The organism is Klebsiella sp. WOUb02, assembly GCF_050058015.1.
Taxonomy (GTDB): domain Bacteria; phylum Pseudomonadota; class Gammaproteobacteria; order Enterobacterales; family Enterobacteriaceae; genus Klebsiella.
The window spans coordinates 3,016,092-3,037,335 of record NZ_CP170110.1; the positions used below are offsets into that span (position 1 = coordinate 3,016,092).

The window sequence follows — 21,244 nt, forward strand, 5'->3', positions numbered from 1 at the left end:
CGCAAATGGGTGATGCATTAGGTCTGATCGAAACCAAAGGTCTGGTGGCCTGCATTGAAGCGGCGGATGCGATGTGTAAAGCCGCCAACGTCGAGCTGATTGGCTATGAAAATGTCGGCTCCGGGCTGGTCACCGCGATGGTGAAAGGCGACGTCGGCGCGGTGAAGGCGGCGGTGGATTCCGGCGTGGAATCGGCGCAGCGCATCGGGGAAGTGGTGAGACTCGCTGGTGATCGCGCGTCCGCATAACGACATCAACAAAATCGTCGCGCATTACAAAGTCGCGGAATAACGGGAGACAACATGATGAAAGAAGCGCTTGGTCTGATCGAAACCAAAGGTCTGGTGGCCTGTATTGAAGCCGCCGATGCGATGTGTAAAGCCGCCAACGTCGAGCTGATTGGCTATGAAAACGTCGGCTCCGGGCTGGTCACCGCGATGGTGAAAGGCGACGTCGGCGCGGTGAACGCGGCGGTGGACTCCGGCGTGGAAGCGGCGAAACGCATCGGCGAAGTCGTCACCTCTCGCGTCATTGCGCGACCGCATAACGATATCGAGAAAATCGCGTCGCAGCACAAAGCATGACCTGACAGGGCGCGCCCCGTCTCCACTCTTTTCGTCTGATGAAGGATAGACTCATGATTGAACTGGATAACGATTTGCAGTCCCGCCAGAACGCGCGGGAACTGGTGCGCAGCGCCAAAAAGGCCCAGGCGATTCTGGCCACCTTTTCGCAGCAGCAAATCGACGCCATCGTGAAAAACGTGGCCCAGGAAGCGGCGCACCACGCCGAAGCGCTGGCGAAAATGGCCTCGGAAGAGACCGGATTTGGCAACTGGCAGGACAAGGTGCTGAAGAACCGTTTTGCCTCGCTGCGCGTCTACGACGCCATCAAAGATATGAAGACCGTCGGCATCATTCATGACGATCCGCTAAAAAAAGTGATGGACGTGGGCGTGCCGCTGGGGGTGATTTGTGCGCTGGTGCCGTCCACCAACCCAACCTCGACCGTTATCTATAAAACGCTGATTGCCCTCAAGGCCGGCAACGCGATTATCTTTTCGCCGCATCCCGGCGCGCGCGAGTGCAGCTGGAAAGCGATAGAGATCGTTAAGCGCGCCGCCGAAGCCGCAGGCGCCCCGGCGGGCAGCGTCAGCGCGATCACCCAACTGACCCTCGAAGCCACCTCCGAACTGATGCACAGCAAAGAGGTCTCATTGATTCTCGCCACCGGCGGCGAAGGGATGGTGCGCGCGGCGTATGCCTCCGGCACCCCGACCATCAGCGGCGGTCCGGGCAACGGCCCGGCGTTTATCGAACGCAGCGCCGATATCCCCCACGCGGTGAAAGATATCATCACCAGCAAAACCTTCGATAACGGAGTGATCTGCGCCTCCGAGCAGTCGATCATCGTCGAACGCTGCATTTACGACGAAGTCCATCGCGAGCTGGAAGCCCAGGGCGCGTACTTTATGAACGAGGGCGAAGCGGCGAAAATGGCGGCCCTGCTGCTGCGCGCCAACGGCACCATCAACCCGAAAGTGGTTGGCAAAACCGCGCTGTATCTGAGCCAGATGGCCGGCTTCAGCGTCCCGGCCAGCACCCGGGTGCTGATCGCCGAGCAAACCACCGTCTCGCACAAAAACCCCTATTCTCGCGAAAAGCTGTGTCCGGTACTCGGCCTGTACGTGGAAGAGGACTGGAAGGCGGCCTGCAACCGGGTGATGGAGCTGCTGACCAACGAAGGCCTCGGCCACACCCTGGTGATCCACACCCGTAACCAGGACGTCATTCGCCAGTTCTGCCTCGAAAAACCGGTTAACCGCATTCTGATCAACACGCCGGCGGCGCTGGGCGGCATCGGGGCGACCACCAATATCACCCCGGCATTAACCCTTGGCTGCGGCGCCGTCGGCGGCGGTTCCAGCTCCGATAACGTCGGGCCAATGAACCTGCTCAACATCCGCCGGGTGGGCTACGGCGTGCGCTCCATTGATGAACTGCGCGCTCCGGGCAGCCGCCCTGAACCGCAGCCCACCATCGTCGCCCCGGTTGATAACCCGCACCGCAGCATTTTTGACGACCAGCGCTTCACCGCGCCCGTCGCTGCCGCTGTGACCCACAGCGCGACGGCGGACGATCGTTTTGCGGTCCGCGCGGCCGTCGAGGCGGAAGGCGACATCAACGAGCAAAACGTGGAGCGCGTTATCCGCCAGGTGCTGGAGCGTCTTGGTAAGTAACGCATTGAGATAAGGCGATAAAAACGATGATTCTCGCAAAGGTAGTCGGACATGTGGTCGCCACGCAGAAATGCGCTGAGCTACGCGGCAGCAACCTGCTGTTAATCACCAAATTAGACGATGAGCAGCGGCCAATGAAGGACCAGACCTGGGTTGCCGTCGATAGCGTCGGCGCCGGCATGCACGACATCGTGCTGGCCGAAGAGTATTTAGCGCTCAACCGGGACCGCTACCGGGCCATGTCGGTGGTTGCCATTGTCGAGAACGTGTTTCGGGACGCTTAAGGAGTGAATAGTCCAATGAGTGAATTTTTGCTGAAACCCCGGATCCGCTTTGGTCAGGACGCGCTTGCGGTCCTCAACGAGCTTCCCGCCCGCAGCGTCCTGCTGGTCACCGATAAGGCGATGGTGAAATTTGGTCTCGCCGAGCGCGTGACCCGGATCCTGCACCAGCGCGGCATCCCCTTCCAGCTCTGGGACGACGTGGTGGCCGACCCGGATATCGCCACCGTCGTGCGCGGTATGAAGCTGATGGACAGCAGCTATCCGGATCTGGTTATCGCCCTCGGCGGCGGTTCGGTGATTGATGCCGCCAAAGCGGTTATTTTCGCCCTGGCGCAAACCCGTCCGCACGCCCGCCGCGAACGTCCCTGCTTCGTGGCGATCCCCACCACCAGCGGCACCGGCTCTGAAGTGACCGCCTTTTCGGTGGTGAAAGCCCACGCCGAAAAACTGGTGCTGGTGGACCCGTCCCTGCTGCCGGATATCGCCATTCTCGACCCGGCGCTGGTGGCCTCGGTGCCGCCGGCGATCACCGCCGATACCGGGATGGACGTTCTGTGCCACGCGCTGGAAGCCTACGTCTCTCTCAATGCCAGCGACTTTTCCGACGCGCTGGCGGAAAAAGTGGTGCAGCAGGTGTTTCGCTACCTGCCGACCTGCTGGCGCAGCGGCGACGACCTGCTGGCGCGGGAAAAGATGCACAACGCCTCCTGCATGGCGGGCATGGCCTTCACCAACGCCTCCCTCGGCATCACCCACAGCCTCGCCCACGCGCTTGGCGGCGTCTTCCGCGTCCCGCACGGCCGCGCCAACGCGCTGCTGATGGCGGAGGTCGTGGCGTGGAACGCCGATTATCACGGGCGATGTGATACCGATGCCGCGCGCAAATACGCGCGCCTGGCGCATCTGCTGGATCTGCCGGCCGCCAGCCCCCGCGAGGGCGTCGCCAGCCTGCTGATCGCCATTCAGACATTAAAAGACGAAATGACCATGCCGGCCGGCATCCGCGACACCGGCGTCGATGCCGCTGATTTTGACCGCCGGCTGGCGGAAATGGTCGGTCAGGCGCTGCGCGATAGCTGTACCCCCACCAACCCGCGCACGCCGGACGCTCACGCTTTAACCGAACTCTATCGCCGGGCGTGGACCGGCGGCGCCGTTCAGGGCCACTGATAACGAGAACTGGAGAACCTTACCTATGGCACACTACAGCTTAACGCCGCGCGTCAACGTGTTGGCAGAACGTTTACTCGCACAAAAAAGCACCCTGTGCACCGAACATGCCACGACGCTGAACGCCCTTGATGGCGATATCGCGGGCGTCCCCGCCGCCGTTAAACCGGCGCGCCGCTTCTATGAACTGATGCGCCAGCTGCCGCTGTGCATCAGCGCCGACGAGCTGATCGTCGGCAACCAGACCCGCAAACCGCACGGGGCAATTTTTCACGATGAAAGCGCGGCCCATCGCCCGTCGGCGTTTCAGTTTCTCAATCTGAACGGCGACCTCGACTCTCCGGACTATAAGCTGGTCATCGAGAAAGGCGTGCTGGCGATCAGGCACCAGCTCGAAGAGAAAACCCGCAGCCTGGGCAGCGCCGTCAGCCGCAGCGGCATGGATGAAGTCAACGGCTGCCGCGCGGCGATTTACGCCTGCGACGGGCTGTTGACCCTGGCCCAAAACCTGGCCACCAGCGCGGAAACCTTAGCCGCCGGCGAAAGCAACGCTTATCGTCAGAGCGAGCTGCGCGACAGCGCCGCCATCCTGCACCAGGTTCCGGCCCACCCGGCGCGTAGTTTTAAAGAAGCCTGCCAGGCCTTTTATCTGTTCCAGCTCGCGCTGCAGCTCGATAACGGCAGCTATGCGGTGAACCCGGAAGGCGCCGATAAGGCCCTGCTGCCGTGGTATCAGCGCGATATCGACAGCGGCGCCCTGACGCCGCAGCAGGCCTATGAAATCGTCGAATGCCTGTGGTTCAAGCTGGCGGAGCTGAGTGAAGTCCGCGCCGCCTGCGCCATCGACGGCTACCCGATGTTTGACGCCCTGCTGCACGGCGCGAGCCTTGAGAACGCCAGCATCAACGCGCTCTCCGACATGTTCCTCAGCGCGCAGCGCAACCTCAGCGCGTTGAATCTGCCGGTGCGCCTGTTCCGCGGCGCGCAACGAGTCTCTACCGCGCCGTTTGCCGCCTGCGGCGATACGCCGGTGATGGAAGGGCTAACCCCGCGCATGCAGCGCCTGCGTAACCACTACCTGACCGTGCGCCCGAGCGTCTCGATCTACCGCGCGCTGGCCTTTACCGAAGTGGTCAAAGCCAATCCGGGCATGCCAACCATTCTGCTGCGCGCCAAAGCGTTCCGTCACGCCTGCGAAACCGCGCCGATCCTGATTCAGGATGACGAACTTATCGTCGGCCATCCGTGCGGCAAACCGCGCGCGGGCGCCTTCTCACCGGATATCGCCTGGCGCTGGGTGCGCGACGAGCTCGACACCATGAGCACCCGCCCGCAGGATCCGTTTGAGATCAGCGAAGAAGATAAAAAAACCATTCGCGAAGAGATCGTGCCGTTCTGGGAAGGCCGTTCGCTGGATGAAATTTGCGAGGCGCAGTATCGCGAAGCCGGCGTCTGGACGTTCAGCGGCGAGACCTTCGTCAGCGACCTCTCCTATCACCAGATCAACGGCGGCGGCGATACCTGCCCGGGCTACGACGTCCTGCTGTTCACCAAAGGAATGAACGGCATTAAGGCCGATGCGCAGGCCCGCCTCGATCGGCTGAGCATGGAAAACCCGGAAGATATCGACCGTATTTATTACTACAAAGCGGCGATCGAAACCTGCGAAGGGGTCATTAACTACTCCCACCGCATCGCCGCCCACGCCCGCGAACTGGCGGCCGCGGAGCAGAACGCCCGGCGTCGCGCCGAGCTGCTGACCATCGCCGAGGTTAATCAGAACGTGCCGGCCAACCCGCCGAAAACCCTGCAGGAAGCGCTGCAGAGCATCTGGACCGTGGAGTCGCTGTTCGAAGTCGAAGAGAACCAGACCGGCCTCTCCCTCGGCCGCGTTGACCAGTACTGTTACCCGATGTTTGAGGCCGATATTCGCGAAGGCCGCCTGACCCACGAGTCCGCGCTGGAGATGATGCAGGCCTTTATCATCAAGTGCGCCGAGCTGATGTGGATGTCCAGCGAGCTGGGGGCGAAATACTTCGCCGGCTATCAGCCGTTTATCAACCTGACCGTCGGCGGCCAGAAGCGCTCCGGCGGCGATGCCTGCAACGATCTCACTTATCTGATTATGGACGCCGTGCGCTTTGTGAAGGTTTACCAGCCGTCGCTGGCCTGCCGCATTCACAACCAGTCGCCGCAAAAGTACATGGAAAAAATCGTCGACGTGGTGAAAGCGGGCATGGGCTTCCCGGCCTGCCACTTCGATGACTCCCATATCAAGATGATGCTGCGTAAAGGCTTCGATTTCGAAGACGCCCGCGACTACTGCCTGATGGGCTGCGTGGAGCCGCAGAAATCCGGCCGCATCTACCAGTGGACCTCCACCGGCTACACCCAGTGGCCCATCGCCATCGAGTTCGTGCTGAACCGCGGCCGGATGGTGCTGTTCGATAGCTATCAGGGGCTGGATACCGGCGATCTGCGCGACCTGCACACCTTCGAAGCGTTCGACGCGGCGGTGAAACAGCAGATTGCCCATATCGTGCGCCTGTCGGCAATCGGCACGGTGATCAGCCAGCGCGTGCACCGCGACGTGGCGCCGAAACCGCTGATGTCGCTACTGGTGGAAGGCTGCATGGAGAGCGGTAAAGACGTGGCGGCCGGCGGCGCGATGGTCAACCACGGGCCGGGGCTAATCTTCTCCGGTCTGGCGACCTACGTCGACTCCCTCGCTGCGATCCGCAAGCTGGTGTATGAAGATAAAAAATATACCCTCGAGCAGATCCGCGACGCGCTGCTAGCGAACTTTGAAGGCTTCGAAGGGCTGCGCCGCGACTGCCTGAATGCGCCGAAATACGGCAACGACGACAACTACGTTGACCAGTACGCGCTGGATATTACCGAGTGGACCGAGCGCGAGTGCCGTAAGTACCAGATGCTCTACTCCACCCTCAGCCACGGCACCCTGTCGATCTCCAACAACACGCCGATCGGCGAGTTGACCAACGCGACGCCGAACGGCCGCCTGGCGTGGATGCCGCTTTCGGACGGTATCAGCCCGACCCAGGGCGCCGATAAGCAGGGCCCGACGGCGATAATCAAGTCGGTCAGCAAGATGAACGTGGAGACCATGAACATCGGCATGGTGCACAACTTCAAGTTCCTCAAAGGCCTGCTGGATACGCCTGAAGGACGCCACGGCCTGATCACGCTGCTGCGTACCGCCTCGATTCTCGGCAACGGCCAGATGCAGTTCAGCTACGTCGATAACGAAGTGCTGAAAAAAGCCCAGCAGGAGCCGGAAAAATACCGCGACCTGATCGTCCGCGTGGCGGGCTACAGCGCCTACTTCGTCGAACTGTGCAAGGAAGTACAGGATGAAATTATCAGCCGCACGGTCATTGAGAAGTTCTAGGCGTCATTTGAGAAATATTTGAGCCATATTTGAGAAATAACAGGAAGTTCTTCACCGAGGGCGGGCCGCAGATAAGGTTACTGCGGCCTGCCGGAGGGCGAGGAGGAGGCAAGCGTGATCGCAACACAAGAATTAACCGGCCGCATTTTCAATATTCAGAAGTACTCGATCTACGACGGGGATGGTATTCGCACGCTGGTTTTTTTCAAAGGCTGCAATATCCGCTGCCCGTGGTGCGCGAACCCGGAAGGGCTTACCAGCCAGTTTCAGGTGATGTTCTCGCAGGATAAGTGCGTGAACTGCGGCGACTGCGTCAGCGTCTGCCCGGCGGGTATTCATTACCGGGCGGAGGAAAACGGCGCAATGAAGCACTTCGTCGACCGCAATAAAGACTGCATCGGCTGTCGTAAATGCGAAGAGATTTGCACCCGGAACGCGCTGGATATTATGGGTAAAGACGTCACCGTCAGCGAGCTGATGGAGATAATCATGCAGGATTACGATTTTTATATCGCCTCCGGCGGCGGCGTGACCATAGGCGGCGGCGAAATGAGCCTGCAGACCGATTTTGCCGTCGCCTTATTTAGCGAATGCAAAAAGATGATGCTCAATACCGCTATCGAAACTCAGGGCACCACCTCGCTGGCGAATTACCAGAAGCTCGCGGCGGTCACCGACACCTTCTTATTCGATATTAAGCAAATCAATAGCGCGCACCATAAAGCGTTATTCGGCATTGGCAACGAAGGGATCCGCCGCAATCTGGAGTGGCTGGTGGATTCCGGCGCCAACGTGATTGTCAGGATGCCGCTGGTGCGCGGATATAACGACTCCTGGGAGGCGATTACCGGCGCCATTGATTATGTACAGAAGCTTGCCAAACGCGGGCATATCCGCCGCATCGATATGCTGCCATACCACCAGCTGGGACGTAAAAAATATGAACGCCTTGATATGCCGTACCCGATTACCCAGGACCCGTCCTATTCGCCCGAAGAATTAGACCGGCTGGAAACGTTCTTCGCGCAGTTTGATTTTGATATTCGTTTAGTCCGCCATTAACAGGAGCTGACAATGAAAAGTTTAGGCGTAATTGAAACGCGAGGGCTGGTCGCCGCCGTTCAGGCCGTCGACGCCGCCTGTAAAGCCGCAGGCGTAAGCTGCATCGGCTACCGTAAAATCGGTTCCGGGCTGGTCAGCGTCTGCTTTGAGGGCGAAATCAGCGCCATCCACACCGCGATTGAGCGCGGCGTCGAGGTCGTCGCCGCGGGCCAGATCGTCGGCTCGCTGGTCATCGCTCGTCCGGAACGCAGCGTGGTCGATGCGCTGGGTAAATTAAAAGGCCGCCCGTCGCGCCCTGCGGCTAAGATCGACGCGCCGCGCCCTGTGGAAGAAGAAAAAGACGCGGCGGAGCCGACCGCTCAGTACCCGGCGCAGCCCGCAGCGGGCCAGGCGGAAGATAAAAACGCCGCGCAGAGGAAAGGGAAGAAGGCATGATCGACGCTCTGTTACATGAAAAAATTGCCGCCCGCCTGACCCGCATCGCCCCGGAGATCCCGGTCGGCATCTCTAACCGCCACGTTCACCTGGCGCAGCAGGATGTCGAAGCGCTGTTCGGCAAGGGCTACGCGCTAACCCCGCTGAAGCCGCTACGTCAGCCGGGGCAGTTCGCCGCTGAAGAGTGCGTCACCGTGGTCGGGCCGAAGGGGTCGCTGACCCACGTTCGCGTCCTCGGCCCCACGCGCCCGCGCAGCCAGGCTGGAAATTTCCCGCGCCGACTGCTTCACTCTCGGTATCAGGGCGCCGGTGCGCGAGTCCGGCCAGCTGGAGAACGCCGGCAGCGCGCTGCTGATCGGCCCGGCGGGCCACGTTGAGCTTCGTTCGCAGGTGATCTGCGCCTGGCGACATATTCATATGTCGCCGCAGGACGCCCGCCGGCTGAACGTCAGCAACGGGCAGAAGGTCAGCGTCCGCAGCAACGGCGAGCGCCGGCTGACGTTTGATGAAGTGGTGATTCGGGTGCGCGATGATTTTGTGCTTGAGTTCCATATCGATACCGAAGAGGCCAACGCCGCCGGGCTGAAAAACGGCGCGCAGGTCGTCATCACCCAGCCCGCTTAACGGAGACCGGCCATGACCGACGAAGAGATCGAACGCCTGGTGACGCGGATTGTCCAGCGGCTACAGCCGCCGGTGCTGGTGATGGTCGCCGCCGCCGACGGCTACCGGCAGGCGATCCGCCGCCGTCTGGCGGGCTGCGGGCATCCGCTGCATATCGTACTGGACGAAGGTATCCCGGACGCCGCATGCTGGCAGGAAATGGGCACAATCGTCCCGCCGTCAGCCTGGCAGGAGGCGCTGCCGGCAATGGCCTGGCGAGCGGCGATCGTGCCGTTCCTCGACTATCCGCTGGCGGCAGACCTGGCCAACGGCAGCCTGCGCAGCCCGTTCGCCAGACGCCTGCACGAGGCGCTGCTGAGCGGCCTGCCGGTGCTGGCACTGCGCTACCACTGCGATCCCGACAGCGAGCTCAATCAGCTGTACGGCGCGGCGACCCGCTCGGCCTACGCCGGGCAGATGCGCGCGACGCTGGCCCGGCTGACGGAGTGCGGGGTTACGCTGTGCGATATGAACGGACTGCTGGAGCGGCTGACGTCGGGCGCTGGCGCAGCGGCGACGCCGGCAAGCGCGGCGCGGCGTTATCTTACCGTCACAGACGTGGTGAATAATCCGGCGCTGGCCGCCGCCCCCGATGCCGAGCTGACAGATGCCGCCATCGATTTTTTAAAAAACAGAAAAAAAGAACCTTATCTTAATAAATAGACCCGGAGTTTATTATGTCTTCCAAAACAAAATGTTGGCTATGGATGCTGCTGGTTATCCTCTCCGAAACCTCAGCCACCTCAACGCTTAAAATGTTCGGCAGCAGCGAAGGCGCGACCAAAATGATGCTGCTCGCGCTGCTGATTGTTCTCTACTGCACCTGCTACTACTCGCTCTCCCGCGCGGTGAAAGATATTCCCGTCGGCCTGGCCTACGCCACCTGGTCCGGCACCGGCATCCTGGTCGTTTCCACCCTGGGCATGGCGTTTTACGGCCAGCATCCGGATACCGCGGCCATTATCGGCATGGCGATTATCGCCAGCGGCATCGTCATCATGAACCTGTTCTCGAAAATGGGCAGCGAAGAGAGCGCCGCGGCGCCCGCCGAGCCGGTTACGCCTCTCGACAAAAAGATCGCCAACTGACTGAAAGGAATAGCATATGTTTAATCTCGGATTTTTATGGCTGGCGCTGTCAATCGGCTCCGAAATCACCGGTACCTCGATGATCAAAAAGACCAACGGCTTTAGCAAACTGGCGCCGTCGGTGCTGGTAGTCTGCGCCTACGGGCTGTGCTATTTCGCCCTCACCCGCGCGATGAGCACCATTCCGGTGGGCGTGGCCTACTCGCTGTGGTGCGGTTTTGGTATCGTCGGCGTCACCATTTGCTCAATGATCCTCTACAAGCAGAAACCGGATCTGCCGGCCATCTTCGCCATGGTGCTGATTATCTCCGGCGGCATCATCATGAACGTCTTCTCCAACATGTAAGTCCCGCCTGCGCCTTCATCGAGTTCCATGAGGGCGCAAAAACCGCATGCTATACGCCGTTATTGTCGCAATAAAAAAACAAAAAACTATCGCCTGTTAATCAAATAATCGATCACGCTAAAAACACGACCAACGTCAAATTTTGCTGCTCCGTTTAGCCATAAATAACTTTTTGTGATTTTAATCGTAGTTATTTTCCCATTTTGCCTTATTTTTATCACATCCCTTCACCTACAGAGGACGATGTAATGACGCAAAAATCGATTTATCGCCTCATTGCCCAGGGCGGCCTGGACGACTGGTATAATTTGGATCACCGTATCTCCAACGACTTCCCTCGTTAATTCTCCACGGCTGTTTACCCTCTAAATAAAATTAATTTAGCACTGCGTTTAGTCGCTGTTTGTTGCGCCTGTTATTAGTCGCCGAATAGCCAAACGCGGTATAGCATTCCCATGGAGAAAATAAATGAAACGCATCCCTGAGCCGTTCCGCATTAAAATGGTCGAAAACATTCGCATGACCACCTTTGACGATCGCGTCAAAGCCCTGGCGGAAGCCGGCTATAATCCGTTTTTGCTCAATAGTCAGGACGTTTATATCGATCTGCTGACCGATTCCGGCACCGGCGCGATGAGCGACCATCAGTGGGCCGGGCTGATGATGGGCGACGAGGCTTACGCCGGGTCGCGTAACTATCAGCACCTGTGCGAAAAGGTCAAAGAGATTATCGGCTATCCGTACACCATTCCGACCCACCAGGGGCGCGGCGCAGAGCAGATTCTGTTCCCGAGCCTGATTGCCCGCCGCAAGTCGGCGCGTCCGGTGTTTATTTCCAACTTCCATTTCGATACCACCGCCGCCCACGTCGAACTCAACGGCGCGAAAGCCATTAACGTGGTGACGCCAAAAGCCTTCGACACCACGTCGTGGTACGACTGGAAGGGCAATTTCGATATTGATTTGCTGAAAGCGACCATCGCCAAACATGGCGCAGAAAATGTGGCGGCCATCATTACCACCGTCACCTGTAACAGCTCCGGCGGCCAGCCGGTATCGCTGGCGAATATGCGCGAGGTATATCAGATTGCCCGCCAGAATAATATTCCGGTGGTGATCGACTCCGCCCGCTTCTGCGAAAACGCCTGGTTTATCAAACAGCGCGAAGAGGGCTACGCCGATAAATCGGTGAAAGAGATTATTCTCGAGATGTACCAGTACGGCGATATGCTGACCATGTCCGCCAAGAAAGATCCAATGGTGAATATCGGCGGCCTGTGCTGCTTCCGCGATGACGAAGAGCTATTCAACGAAGTGCGTATTCGCTGCGTGCCGATGGAAGGCTTTGTCACCTACGGTGGTCTGGCGGGACGCGATATGGAGGCGCTGGCTATTGGTCTGGAAGAAGGCACCAACGAGGATTACCTCGCTTATCGCATCAATCAGGTGGAATATCTTGGCGAACGCCTGCGCGAAGGCGGCATTCCGATTCAGTATCCGACCGGCGGCCATGCGGTATTCGTCGATGCGAAACTGCTGCTGCCGCATATCCCGGCGGAGCAGTTCCCGGCGCACGCGTTAAACAACGAGCTGTATCTGGAAGCGGGTATCCGCAGCGTGGAAATCGGCTCCCTGCTGCTCGGCCGCGACCCGGAAACCGGCAAGCAGAAGGCCTCGCCGATGGAGCTGCTGCGCCTGACCATTCCGCGCCGCGTTTATACTAACGATCATATGGACTATATCGCTGACGCGCTGATTGCCGTTAAGGCCCGCGCCGCCACGATTAAGGGCCTGACCTTTACCTATGAGCCGCCGGTATTACGCCACTTCGTCGCCAGACTGAAACCGGTGCAATAACCCAACCCCCGGGCGCTCTCGCAACGGGAGCGCCTTTAACTTCGCATACAGAAAAATAAGCTCAATTCACTCGGGTTGCGCCTGGGTAGCCGTTTTCCCGCAGCCTGTTACTTAATATATAGCCACGTGAGGAATAACCTTATGGCTACATTATCGGTCGCAAAAGCGGTCTCAAAAAATACGCCATCGCTGATTGGCGGGGCGATGATTATCGGCGGCACGATTATTGGCGCGGGCATGTTCTCGCTACCGGTGGTCATGTCCGGCGCCTGGTTTTTCTGGTCTCTACTGGCGTTGGTATTTACCTGGTTTTGTATGCTGCATTCGGGGCTAATGATCCTCGAGGCAAACCTGAATTATCGTACTGGCGCCAGCTTCGACACTATTACGAAAGATTTACTGGGCACCGGCTGGAATATTATTAACGGCCTGACCGTGGCCTTCGTATTATATATTTTGACCTACGCCTATATATCCGCCAGCGGTTCGGTTATTCAGCATACTTTTGCGCAAATGCATCTCGCGGTTCCCGCACGCTCAGGCGGCCTGGCGTTCGCGCTGGTCGTCGCCTTTATCGTCTGGCTGAGTACTAAAGCGGTCAGTCGGATGACCACCATCGTACTGGGCGCCAAAATTCTCACCTTCTTTATGACCTTTGGCGGCCTGATGTGGCACGTGGAGCCCGCGATTCTGTTCAATCGCGCGGAAGCGAATGCGTCGTATCTGCCCTACGTGCTGATGACGCTGCCGTTCTGTCTGGCGTCCTTTGGCTATCACGGCAATGTCCCCAGCCTGATGAAGTACTACGGTAAAGACCCGCAGATCATTCGCCGCTGCCTGCTGCTCGGCACGCTGATGGCACTGGTGCTGTATATTATCTGGCTGGTCGGTACGATGGGCAATATTCCGCGCCCGGCGTTTATCGATATCGCCGGAAAAGGCGGCAATATCGACGTGCTGGTGCAGACCCTAAGCGGCCTGCTGAACAGTGCAACCCTGGATTTACTGCTGACCGTCTTTTCCAACTTCGCCGTCGCCAGCTCGTTCCTTGGCGTCACGCTCGGCCTGTTTGATTATCTCGCGGATCTGTTTAAGTTCGACGATAGCCGTCAGGGGCGCTTTAAAACCGCGCTGGTCACTTTCCTGCCGCCCATTGTCGGCGGGCTGCTGTGGCCCAACGGTTTTATCTATGCCATCGGTTTCGCCGGTCTCGCCGCCACCGTCTGGGCCGCTATCGTCCCCGCCCTGCTGGCGCGCGCCTCGCGCAGGCGTTTTGGTAGCCCTGCCTATCGGGTCTGGGGCGGCAATGCCATGATTATCCTGATTTTGTGCTTCGGCGGCGCCAACGCGATCGTTCATATTTTATCCAGCCTTAACCTGCTGCCGGTTTATCGCTAAATAAAAAACCGCTTTCACTGCCGCCGCGTTTCGTGACAGGATAGTCCGATGAACAGAAACGTTGTCGTTATCCGCCCCCTCCGCTGGTGGCTGCCTGCATAACAGGCGGCACGATTAATGTTTCCATTTTTAAAGCCGCCGGAAGGCGGCTTTATCGTTTCTCAGCGACGTCTTTCGGCTTAACAACATCGTAAGGAGTCTCTGATGAACACCAACCCGACCATTCTTACCGGCGATCGTCCAACCGGCCAGCTGCATCTCGGCCACTACGTGGGATCGCTGCGCCAGCGCGTGCAGCTGCAGCATGACCACCAGCAGTTTATTCTGGTCGCCGACCTGCAGGGATTAACGGACAACGGCAGCAACCCGCAAAAGGTAAGCGGCAATATCTTTGAGGTGATGGCCGACTATCTGGCCGTCGGCATCGATCCGCACAAAACCACGATTTGCCTGCAGTCGGCCCTCCCCGCGCTGGCCGAGCTGAGCGCCCTGTATATGAATATCGTCACCGTCGCCCGCGTCGAGCGCAATCCCACCGTCAAACATGAGATTGCGCAGAAAGGATTCGCCCGCTCGCTGCCGGTGGGCTTTCTGGCCTACCCCATCAGCCAGGCGGCCGATATCACCGCCTTTAAGGCCGCGCTGGTGCCGGTCGGCGACGATCAGCTGCCGATGATCGAACAGACCAACGAAATCGTACATAAGATGAATAGTCTGACCACGATGCCGGTGCTACAGCCCTGCCGGGCGCTGCTCAGCGAGGTCGGCCGCCTGCCGGGCGTTGACGGCGGCGCAAAAATGTCAAAATCGCTGGGCAATACGCTGACGCTTTCGGCCAGCGAAGAGGAGATCCATCGCGCGGTCAGCGCCATGTATACCGATCCCGGCCACCTGCGCGTTGCCGACCCGGGCCGGGTGGAAGGTAACGTCGTCTTTACCTATCTCGATGCCTTCCACCCCGACAGGGCGCTGATTGCCGAAATGAAGGCGCACTATCAGCGCGGCGGACTGGGCGATCGGCAGTGTAAAAACGCGCTGGAGGAGTGTTTGCAGACGCTGCTGGCGCCGATACGCGAGCGCCGGACGCGGTTTATTGCCGATAAAGGCATGCTGCTGGATCTGCTGCGTCAGGGCAGCGAGCGGGCTAACGGCCTCACGCAGCGGACGCTGCATGAGGTAAAACGGGGTCTGGGCTTACCGATTCTGTTCTGAGCGCGGCGACTCGCCATCGCGCTTCGCCTGTGGGAACCTGGCCGGCAGACGGCTTAGCCGCCGCTGGCGCCTTCATGCATCTTCACGCAGTTGCGTCCGTCGCGCTTGGCGGCATAGAGCGCGCTATCGGCATCGCGCAGCAGCAGGTTGTAGTCAGGATGGCCGCTATGAACCGCGTAGCCGATGCTGGCGGTAATGGCGATTTCGGTCTCGCCGCCGACGTTGAAGGCGAGCTGGCCGATATTTTTGCGCAGGCGTTCAAGGAGCGCATGGGCCTCGCGGGCGTCGGTCTCCACCAGCACCAGCAGAAACTCTTCGCCACCGTAGCGGAAGATATAGTCGCTGGAGCGGATATTATCGCTGAGGAGGTCAGCAACGTGCTTAATCGCCCTGTCGCCCACCTGGTGGCCCCAGCTATCGTTAATCTCTTTAAAATGGTCGATATCGACGATCGCCACCGTCATCGGCCGCTCATACTCCATGGCGAGCGTAACCTCGTGCTTGAGGACCACCGGCAGGTAGCGACGGTTGAGCAAGCTGGTAAGGGCGTCTTTGCCATTTTGCATTTGCGACAGGCTGCTGAAGATAACCCCGAGCTGGCTGCTGATTTTCTGGCAATGGATGTGGATGCTCTGGAGCAAAGTTTGCGTATTTTTATATTCTGCGCTGCTGTCTGAGGATTTCCAGCCGATGATTAAATTATCTACCTGCGTAATCAAGTCGCCGATCTCTTCCATCTGCGCGTTCTTGTTAAAATAGCGCACGCATTTATGGCGGAACCACAGGCCAAACTCGGATTCCGATAATAACGTGGTGTTAATATCGTTTTTATTTTCGCTAACGATATTAAAAATAACGGTATTTTCCCAGCCGGAGAGCGCGGCCTGCTGTTTGCCGTACTCCATCGGCACGTTATCCATCAGGCTGTACAGGCGATAGGCCTCTTCGTTTTTGGTCGCCCGATAGTGCGACAGGGTGTAGGCGTGGCACATCATCTCGATCGCCATATTAAACGCCATAATCGCATAGTAGATGGCGGCAATGCCGGTTTGGCGGTCAATCGCGCTGTCGCAAACGTATTCAATAACCCCGGCCTTGAGCTGCCTGGCGCCGCGCAGAACGGCCTCGGCGGGGATGCCGATCCGCGAGTGAATGCTGCCAATATGGTATTGCCTTTCCGCCAGCGCCTGCAGGTCATCCTTCTCGCAGGTCAAAATATCTTTGACCCAGCCGGCCAGCGAGCGGCTCAGACGTTCCTGAACCAGGTCGTAGGTAAGGTGCCTGGCAATATCCGGGTCCTGAAAAATAAAGTCATAAAAACGGGCCGCCAGCGCTTCCGACTGCCCGGTGGCAATATTATTAAGCACCGCCTTCACTTCCGGCGTCAGGCCGTCGTGCAGCGGCAGCCATTCCTTAAAAATAATCGCGATATATTTTTTGCTTTCATCACTCATTGAATAAAGCGCTCGCTGACGTTTTCGCCTTTCAGGGCCGCAGATCTTACAACAGTTAGCTATGACCAACCAGATTGAAAATGCAGCAATCGCCATTTACGCCATTCCATCCGGATGGTGGCTGACGGTTCGACACGCGGCGGCAAGATCCCACAGTTAACGGATGGATATACTCAATGCGCAAGGACGAGGTACTGGCGAGGATGGATATTCGGGTGCTTAACGAACAGCGCCTCGGAGTCGCCGCCCGGACGACGGAACGACGCATCCAGGCCGATATTGACTCGGACGAAGTGCTGGCCGCCGCCGGCCGGGTGCTGAATACGGTTAGCTTTTGCGGCTCATCACGCGGCGCAGCAGCCAGGTAAAGCCCATCGCCATGCTAAACAGAATGAACAGCAGCACGACCCAGCTCACGGAGATGCGGACCAGCGTGCCAAAGGTCATCAGCGGCTGCAGATAGACGGTAAACGACTCGCTTAACGGCTTACCCAGCAGCGTATACGCGCTATCGGCCAGCCAGACGCAGACCCGACACGCCAGCCAGATAATTGCCGGCCAGCAGAGCAGGACCAAAAAGGTGAGGCGTTCTTGTATGTAGCGGGTGAGCCGGCGTAAAGGGGGCCAGCTAAGCAGGATTTTCATTTATATTCTCATATTGCCGCCCGGTAACAGAGGTTATTTGGCCCCGTAAGCGACCGAAACAGGCATTAATATCGGCAGTACGCTTGATATTTTATATCACAATTCAGTTAACCCGAATCCGATCAAGTTAACAAAGTGTTAAGGACAGTAAATCATTTTTTTCGCAAAGTCCAGCTATTACGATATTACGGTTTAAACGGCGGCAGGTTGTTTCGTAAGTGATTAATAAAATTAAATAAATATAATAAACAAATGAATTAAAGCTATTCAGAGCATTAATTAGAAAGCGTGTTTTTATATTTAAACCATAGCTGATTTATATTTTAAATATAGCATCGGGGAAAGGAAGATTTTTTCTCATCAGAAGAGCGCGGGTCACGGCGTGCGATTTGGTCTGCGGCAGGTTGTTTCCTGAACCGCAGACAACAAAAAAACCCCATGCCTGCGCATGAGGTTTCTTTGTTGGTCTGATGCCCGGCAGTTGTATGCCGGGCTTCCTGCCCGCCACCCTCCGGGCAGCACTCCGTGCTGTGCAAATTCGTTCCCGACGAATTTGTCCTCCTCAGGAGAGCGCTTACCGACAAACAACACATAAAACAAAAGGCCCAGTCTTTCGACTGAGCCTTTCGTTTTATTTGATGCCTGGCAGTTTATGAATCACTTTGTGATTCACCCTTCGGGCCGTTGCTTCGCAACGTTCAAAAGCATTCGCTTTTGTCCTACTCTCTGTCGAGTAGTGAACTGCCTCAAAGGTCAGTGCCATACTGCTAATTTGATGCCTGGCAGTTCCCTACTCTCACATGGGGAGACCCCACACTACCATCGGCGCTACGGCGTTTCACTTCTGAGTTCGGCATGGGGTCAGGTGGGACCACCGCGCTACTGCCGCCAGGCAAATTCTGTTTACCAACACGCCACAAGGCCTGTCAGCTAATCTGTATCAAGCTGATTATTCGTCTCACGCCAAAACAGCTTCGGCGTTGTAAGGTTAAGCCTCACGGTTCATTAGTATCGGTTAGCTCAACGTATCGCTACGCTTACACACCCGACCTATCAACGTCGTCGTCTTCAACGTTCCTTCAGGACTCTCAGGGAGTCAGGGAGAACTCATCTCGGGGCAAGTTTCGTGCTTAGATGCTTTCAGCACTTATCTTTTCCGCATTTAGCTACCGGGCAATGCCATTGGCATGACAACCCGAACACCAGTGATGCGTCCACTCCGGTCCTCTCGTACTAGGAGCAGCCCCCCTCAATTCTCCAGCGCCCACGGCAGATAGGGACCGAACTGTCTCACGACGTTCTAAACCCAGCTCGCGTACCACTTTAAACGGCGAACAGCCGTACCCTTGGGACCTACTTCAGCCCCAGGATGTGATGAGCCGACATCGAGGTGCCAAACACCGCCGTCGATATGAACTCTTGGGCGGTATCAGCCTGTTATCCCCGGAGTACCTTTTATCCGTTGAGCGATGGCCCTTCCATTCAGAACCACCGGATCACTATGACCTGCTTTCGCACCTGCTCGCGCCGTCACGCTCGCAGTCAAGCTAGCTTATGCCATTGCACTAACCTCCTGATGTCCGACCAGGATTAGCTAACCTTCGTGCTCCTCCGTTACTCTTTGGGAGGAGACCGCCCCAGTCAAACTACCCACCAGACACTGTCCGCAACCCCGATCAGGGGCCCACGTTAGAACACCAGCCATTAAAGGGTGGTATTTCAAGGATGGCTCCATGCAGACTGGCGTCCACACTTCAAAGCCTCCCACCTATCCTACACATCAAGGACCAGTGTTCAGTGTCAAGCTATAGTAAAGGTTCACGGGGTCTTTCCGTCTTGCCGCGGGTACACTGCATCTTCACAGCGAGTTCAATTTCACTGAGTCTCGGGTGGAGACAGCCTGGCCATCATTACGCCATTCGTGCAGGTCGGAACTTACCCGACAAGGAATTTCGCTACCTTAGGACCGTTATAGTTACGGCCGCCGTTTACCGGGGCTTCGATCAAGAGCTTCTCCCTAAGGATAACCCCATCAATTAACCTTCCGGCACCGGGCAGGCGTCACACCGTATACGTCCACTTTCGTGTTTGCACAGTGCTGTGTTTTTAATAAACAGTTGCAGCCAGCTGGTATCTTCGACTGACTTCAGCTCCACGAGCAAGTCGCTTCACTTACCATCAGCGTGCCTTCTCCCGAAGTTACGGCACCATTTTGCCTAGTTCCTTCACCCGAGTTCTCTCAAGCGCCTTGGTATTCTCTACCTGACCACCTGTGTCGGTTTGGGGTACGATTCGTTGTTACCTGATGCTTAGAGGCTTTTCCTGGAAGCAGGGCATTTGTTACTTCAGCACCGTAGTGCCTCGTCATCACACCTCAGCGTTAAAAAGGTTCCGGATTTACCTGGAACCTCCGCCTACATGCTTAAACCGGGACAACCGTCGCCCGGCTAACATAGCCTTCTCCGTCCCCCCTTCGCAGTAACACCGAGTACAGGAATATTAACCTGTTTCCCATCGACTACGCCTTTCGGCCTCGCCTTAGGGGTCGACTCACCCTGCCCCGATTAACGTTGGACAGGAACCCTTGGTCTTCCGGCGAGCGGGCTTTTCACCCGCTTTATCGTTACTTATGTCAGCATTCGCACTTCTGATACCTCCAGCAACCCTCACAGGCCACCTTCAACGGCTTACAGAACGCTCCCCTACCCAACAACGCATAAGCGTCGCTGCCGCAGCTTCGGTGCATGGTTTAGCCCCGTTACATCTTCCGCGCAGGCCGACTCGACCAGTGAGCTATTACGCTTTCTTTAAATGATGGCTGCTTCTAAGCCAACATCCTGGCTGTCTGGGCCTTCCCACATCGTTTCCCACTTAACCATGACTTTGGGACCTTAGCTGGCGGTCTGGGTTGTTTCCCTCTTCACGACGGACGTTAGCACCCGCCGTGTGTCTCCCGTGATAACATTCTTCGGTATTCGTAGTTTGCATCGGGTTGGTAAGTCGGGATGACCCCCTAGCCGAAACAGTGCTCTACCCCCGAAGATGAGTTCACGAGGCGCTACCTAAATAGCTTTCGGGGAGAACCAGCTATCTCCCGGTTTGATTGGCCTTTCACCCCCAGCCACAAGTCATCCGCTAATTTTTCAACATTAGTCGGTTCGGTCCTCCAGTTAGTGTTACCCAACCTTCAACCTGCCCATGGCTAGATCACCGGGTTTCGGGTCTATACCCTGCAACTTAACGCCCAGTTAAGACTCGGTTTCCCTGCGGCTCCCCTATACGGTTAACCTTGCTACAGAATATAAGTCGCTGACCCATTATACAAAAGGTACGCAGTCACACCCCGAAGGGTGCTCCCACTGCTTGTACGTACACGGTTTCAGGTTCTTTTTCACTCCCCTCGCCGGGGTTCTTTTCGCCTTTCCCTCACGGTACTGGTTCACTATCGGTCAGTCAGGAGTATTTAGCCTTGGAGGATGGTCCCCCCATATTCAGACAGGATACCACGTGTCCCGCCCTACTCTTCGAACTCACAGAATGTGCATTTTAGTGTACGGGAGTATCACCCTGTACCCTGCGACTTTCCAGACGCTTCCACTAACACACAAACTGATTCAGGTTCTGGGCTGCTCCCCGTTCGCTCGCCGCTACTGGGGGAATCTCGGTTGATTTCTTTTCCTCGGGGTACTTAGATGTTTCAGTTCCCCCGGTTCGCTTCGTTAAGCTATGTATTCACTTAACGATAGTGCAACGAATTGCACTGGGTTTCCCCATTCGGAAATCGCCGGTTATAACGGTTCATATCACCTTACCGACGCTTATCGCAGATTAGCACGTCCTTCATCGCCTCTGACTGCCAGGGCATCCACCGTGTACGCTTAGTCGCTTAACCTCACAACCCGAAGCTGTTTCGTAAAACAGTCGTGTTGCGAAAATTTGAGAGACTCGAACACACCATTTTTCCTTTCTTATTACGGAG

Annotated in this window: 17 protein-coding genes, 2 rRNA genes and 2 pseudogenes; 17 read left to right on the forward strand and 4 right to left on the reverse strand. The window is 57.4% G+C overall.

From position 1 onward, the window contains the following. Window positions 1-5 precede the first annotated feature (5 nt). The 16 genes and pseudogenes from ABOC21_RS21560 (at window position 6) to trpS (ending at window position 15,166) form a co-directional block, all read left to right on the forward strand. Window positions 6-291: pseudogene (locus ABOC21_RS21560) on the forward strand (BMC domain-containing protein). Window positions 292-305: 14 nt separating this feature from the next. Further along, window positions 306-584: a BMC domain-containing protein gene (locus ABOC21_RS21565; protein ID WP_015585230.1), complete on the forward strand. Its 279-nt coding sequence runs from the start codon at window positions 306-308 to the stop codon at window positions 582-584. A 53-nt stretch (window positions 585-637) separates the two neighbouring features. Beyond that, window positions 638-2,239 carry an acetaldehyde dehydrogenase (acetylating) gene (locus ABOC21_RS21570; protein ID WP_426813214.1) on the forward strand — a complete coding sequence of 534 codons (1,602 nt, stop codon included), beginning with the start codon at window positions 638-640 and terminating at the stop codon, window positions 2,237-2,239. 26 nt (window positions 2,240-2,265) lie between these two features. Beyond that, on the forward strand, window positions 2,266-2,523 hold the full coding sequence (locus tag ABOC21_RS21575) for a EutN/CcmL family microcompartment protein (RefSeq protein ID WP_426813215.1): 258 nt from the start codon (window positions 2,266-2,268) through the stop codon (window positions 2,521-2,523). 15 nt (window positions 2,524-2,538) lie between these two features. Beyond that, window positions 2,539-3,693, forward strand: a complete 1,155-nt coding sequence (locus tag ABOC21_RS21580; protein ID WP_426813216.1) for a 1-propanol dehydrogenase PduQ — start codon at window positions 2,539-2,541, stop codon at window positions 3,691-3,693. Between the two features lie 25 nt (window positions 3,694-3,718). Continuing rightward, a complete protein-coding gene (gene cutC / locus ABOC21_RS21585) occupies window positions 3,719-7,105 on the forward strand; it encodes a choline trimethylamine-lyase (protein WP_426813217.1) in 3,387 nt (1,128 codons plus the stop codon). 114 nt (window positions 7,106-7,219) lie between these two features. Beyond that, window positions 7,220-8,167: a choline TMA-lyase-activating enzyme gene (gene cutD, locus ABOC21_RS21590; protein WP_426813218.1), complete on the forward strand. Its 948-nt coding sequence runs from the start codon at window positions 7,220-7,222 to the stop codon at window positions 8,165-8,167. Between the two features lie 12 nt (window positions 8,168-8,179). Next, the gene (locus ABOC21_RS21595) at window positions 8,180-8,602 is read left to right on the forward strand and encodes a BMC domain-containing protein (protein WP_426813219.1); all 423 of its coding nucleotides are present in this window, start codon (window positions 8,180-8,182) and stop codon (window positions 8,600-8,602) included. Next, window positions 8,599-9,226: pseudogene (locus ABOC21_RS21600) on the forward strand (phosphate propanoyltransferase). The gene ABOC21_RS21595 and the pseudogene ABOC21_RS21600 overlap by 4 nt, the downstream one beginning before the upstream one ends. Window positions 9,227-9,238: 12 nt before the next feature. Next, window positions 9,239-9,928, forward strand: a complete 690-nt coding sequence (locus ABOC21_RS21605; protein WP_426813220.1) for a hypothetical protein — start codon at window positions 9,239-9,241, stop codon at window positions 9,926-9,928. A 14-nt stretch (window positions 9,929-9,942) separates the two neighbouring features. After that, window positions 9,943-10,353 carry a DMT family transporter gene (locus tag ABOC21_RS21610; protein ID WP_426813221.1) on the forward strand — a complete coding sequence of 137 codons (411 nt, stop codon included), beginning with the start codon at window positions 9,943-9,945 and terminating at the stop codon, window positions 10,351-10,353. A gap of 16 nt (window positions 10,354-10,369) precedes the next feature. Then, complete coding sequence (locus ABOC21_RS21615; protein WP_426813222.1) at window positions 10,370-10,699, forward strand: DMT family transporter; 330 nt, start codon at window positions 10,370-10,372, stop codon at window positions 10,697-10,699. 248 nt (window positions 10,700-10,947) lie between these two features. Continuing rightward, window positions 10,948-11,043: a tryptophanase leader peptide gene (gene tnaC, locus ABOC21_RS21620; protein ID WP_004098218.1), complete on the forward strand. Its 96-nt coding sequence runs from the start codon at window positions 10,948-10,950 to the stop codon at window positions 11,041-11,043. Between the two features lie 124 nt (window positions 11,044-11,167). Continuing rightward, window positions 11,168-12,556, forward strand: coding sequence for a tryptophanase (gene tnaA / locus ABOC21_RS21625; protein WP_426813223.1), 1,389 nt, complete (start codon window positions 11,168-11,170; stop codon window positions 12,554-12,556). A 141-nt stretch (window positions 12,557-12,697) separates the two neighbouring features. Next, the gene (gene mtr, locus ABOC21_RS21630) at window positions 12,698-13,954 is read left to right on the forward strand and encodes a tryptophan permease (protein ID WP_426813224.1); all 1,257 of its coding nucleotides are present in this window, start codon (window positions 12,698-12,700) and stop codon (window positions 13,952-13,954) included. Between the two features lie 204 nt (window positions 13,955-14,158). Continuing rightward, complete coding sequence (gene trpS / locus ABOC21_RS21635; protein ID WP_426813225.1) at window positions 14,159-15,166, forward strand: tryptophan--tRNA ligase; 1,008 nt, start codon at window positions 14,159-14,161, stop codon at window positions 15,164-15,166. A gap of 53 nt (window positions 15,167-15,219) precedes the next feature. Here trpS and ABOC21_RS21640 read toward each other — a convergent pair whose 3' ends face one another. Further along, entirely contained in the window at window positions 15,220-16,620 is a 1,401-nt protein-coding gene (locus tag ABOC21_RS21640; protein WP_426813226.1) for a GGDEF domain-containing protein, read from the reverse strand. Window positions 16,621-16,796: 176 nt separating this feature from the next. On the opposite strand from ABOC21_RS21640, the gene ABOC21_RS21645 reads away from it, so the two are divergent. Continuing rightward, complete coding sequence (locus tag ABOC21_RS21645) at window positions 16,797-16,988, forward strand: hypothetical protein (RefSeq protein WP_426813227.1); 192 nt, start codon at window positions 16,797-16,799, stop codon at window positions 16,986-16,988. On the opposite strand, the gene ABOC21_RS21650 is transcribed toward ABOC21_RS21645, so the two are convergent. From ABOC21_RS21650 to ABOC21_RS21660, 3 genes are all read right to left on the reverse strand, one after another. Further along, window positions 16,948-17,265, reverse strand: coding sequence for a hypothetical protein (locus ABOC21_RS21650; protein WP_426813228.1), 318 nt, complete (start codon window positions 17,263-17,265; stop codon window positions 16,948-16,950). The two genes, ABOC21_RS21645 and ABOC21_RS21650, sit on opposite strands and share 41 nt — an antisense overlap. A gap of 777 nt (window positions 17,266-18,042) precedes the next feature. Then, window positions 18,043-18,158, reverse strand: a 5S ribosomal RNA gene (gene rrf, locus ABOC21_RS21655). 91 nt (window positions 18,159-18,249) lie between these two features. Further along, window positions 18,250-21,157 (reverse strand): 23S ribosomal RNA (locus ABOC21_RS21660). Between the last annotated feature and the right edge of the window lie 87 nt (window positions 21,158-21,244).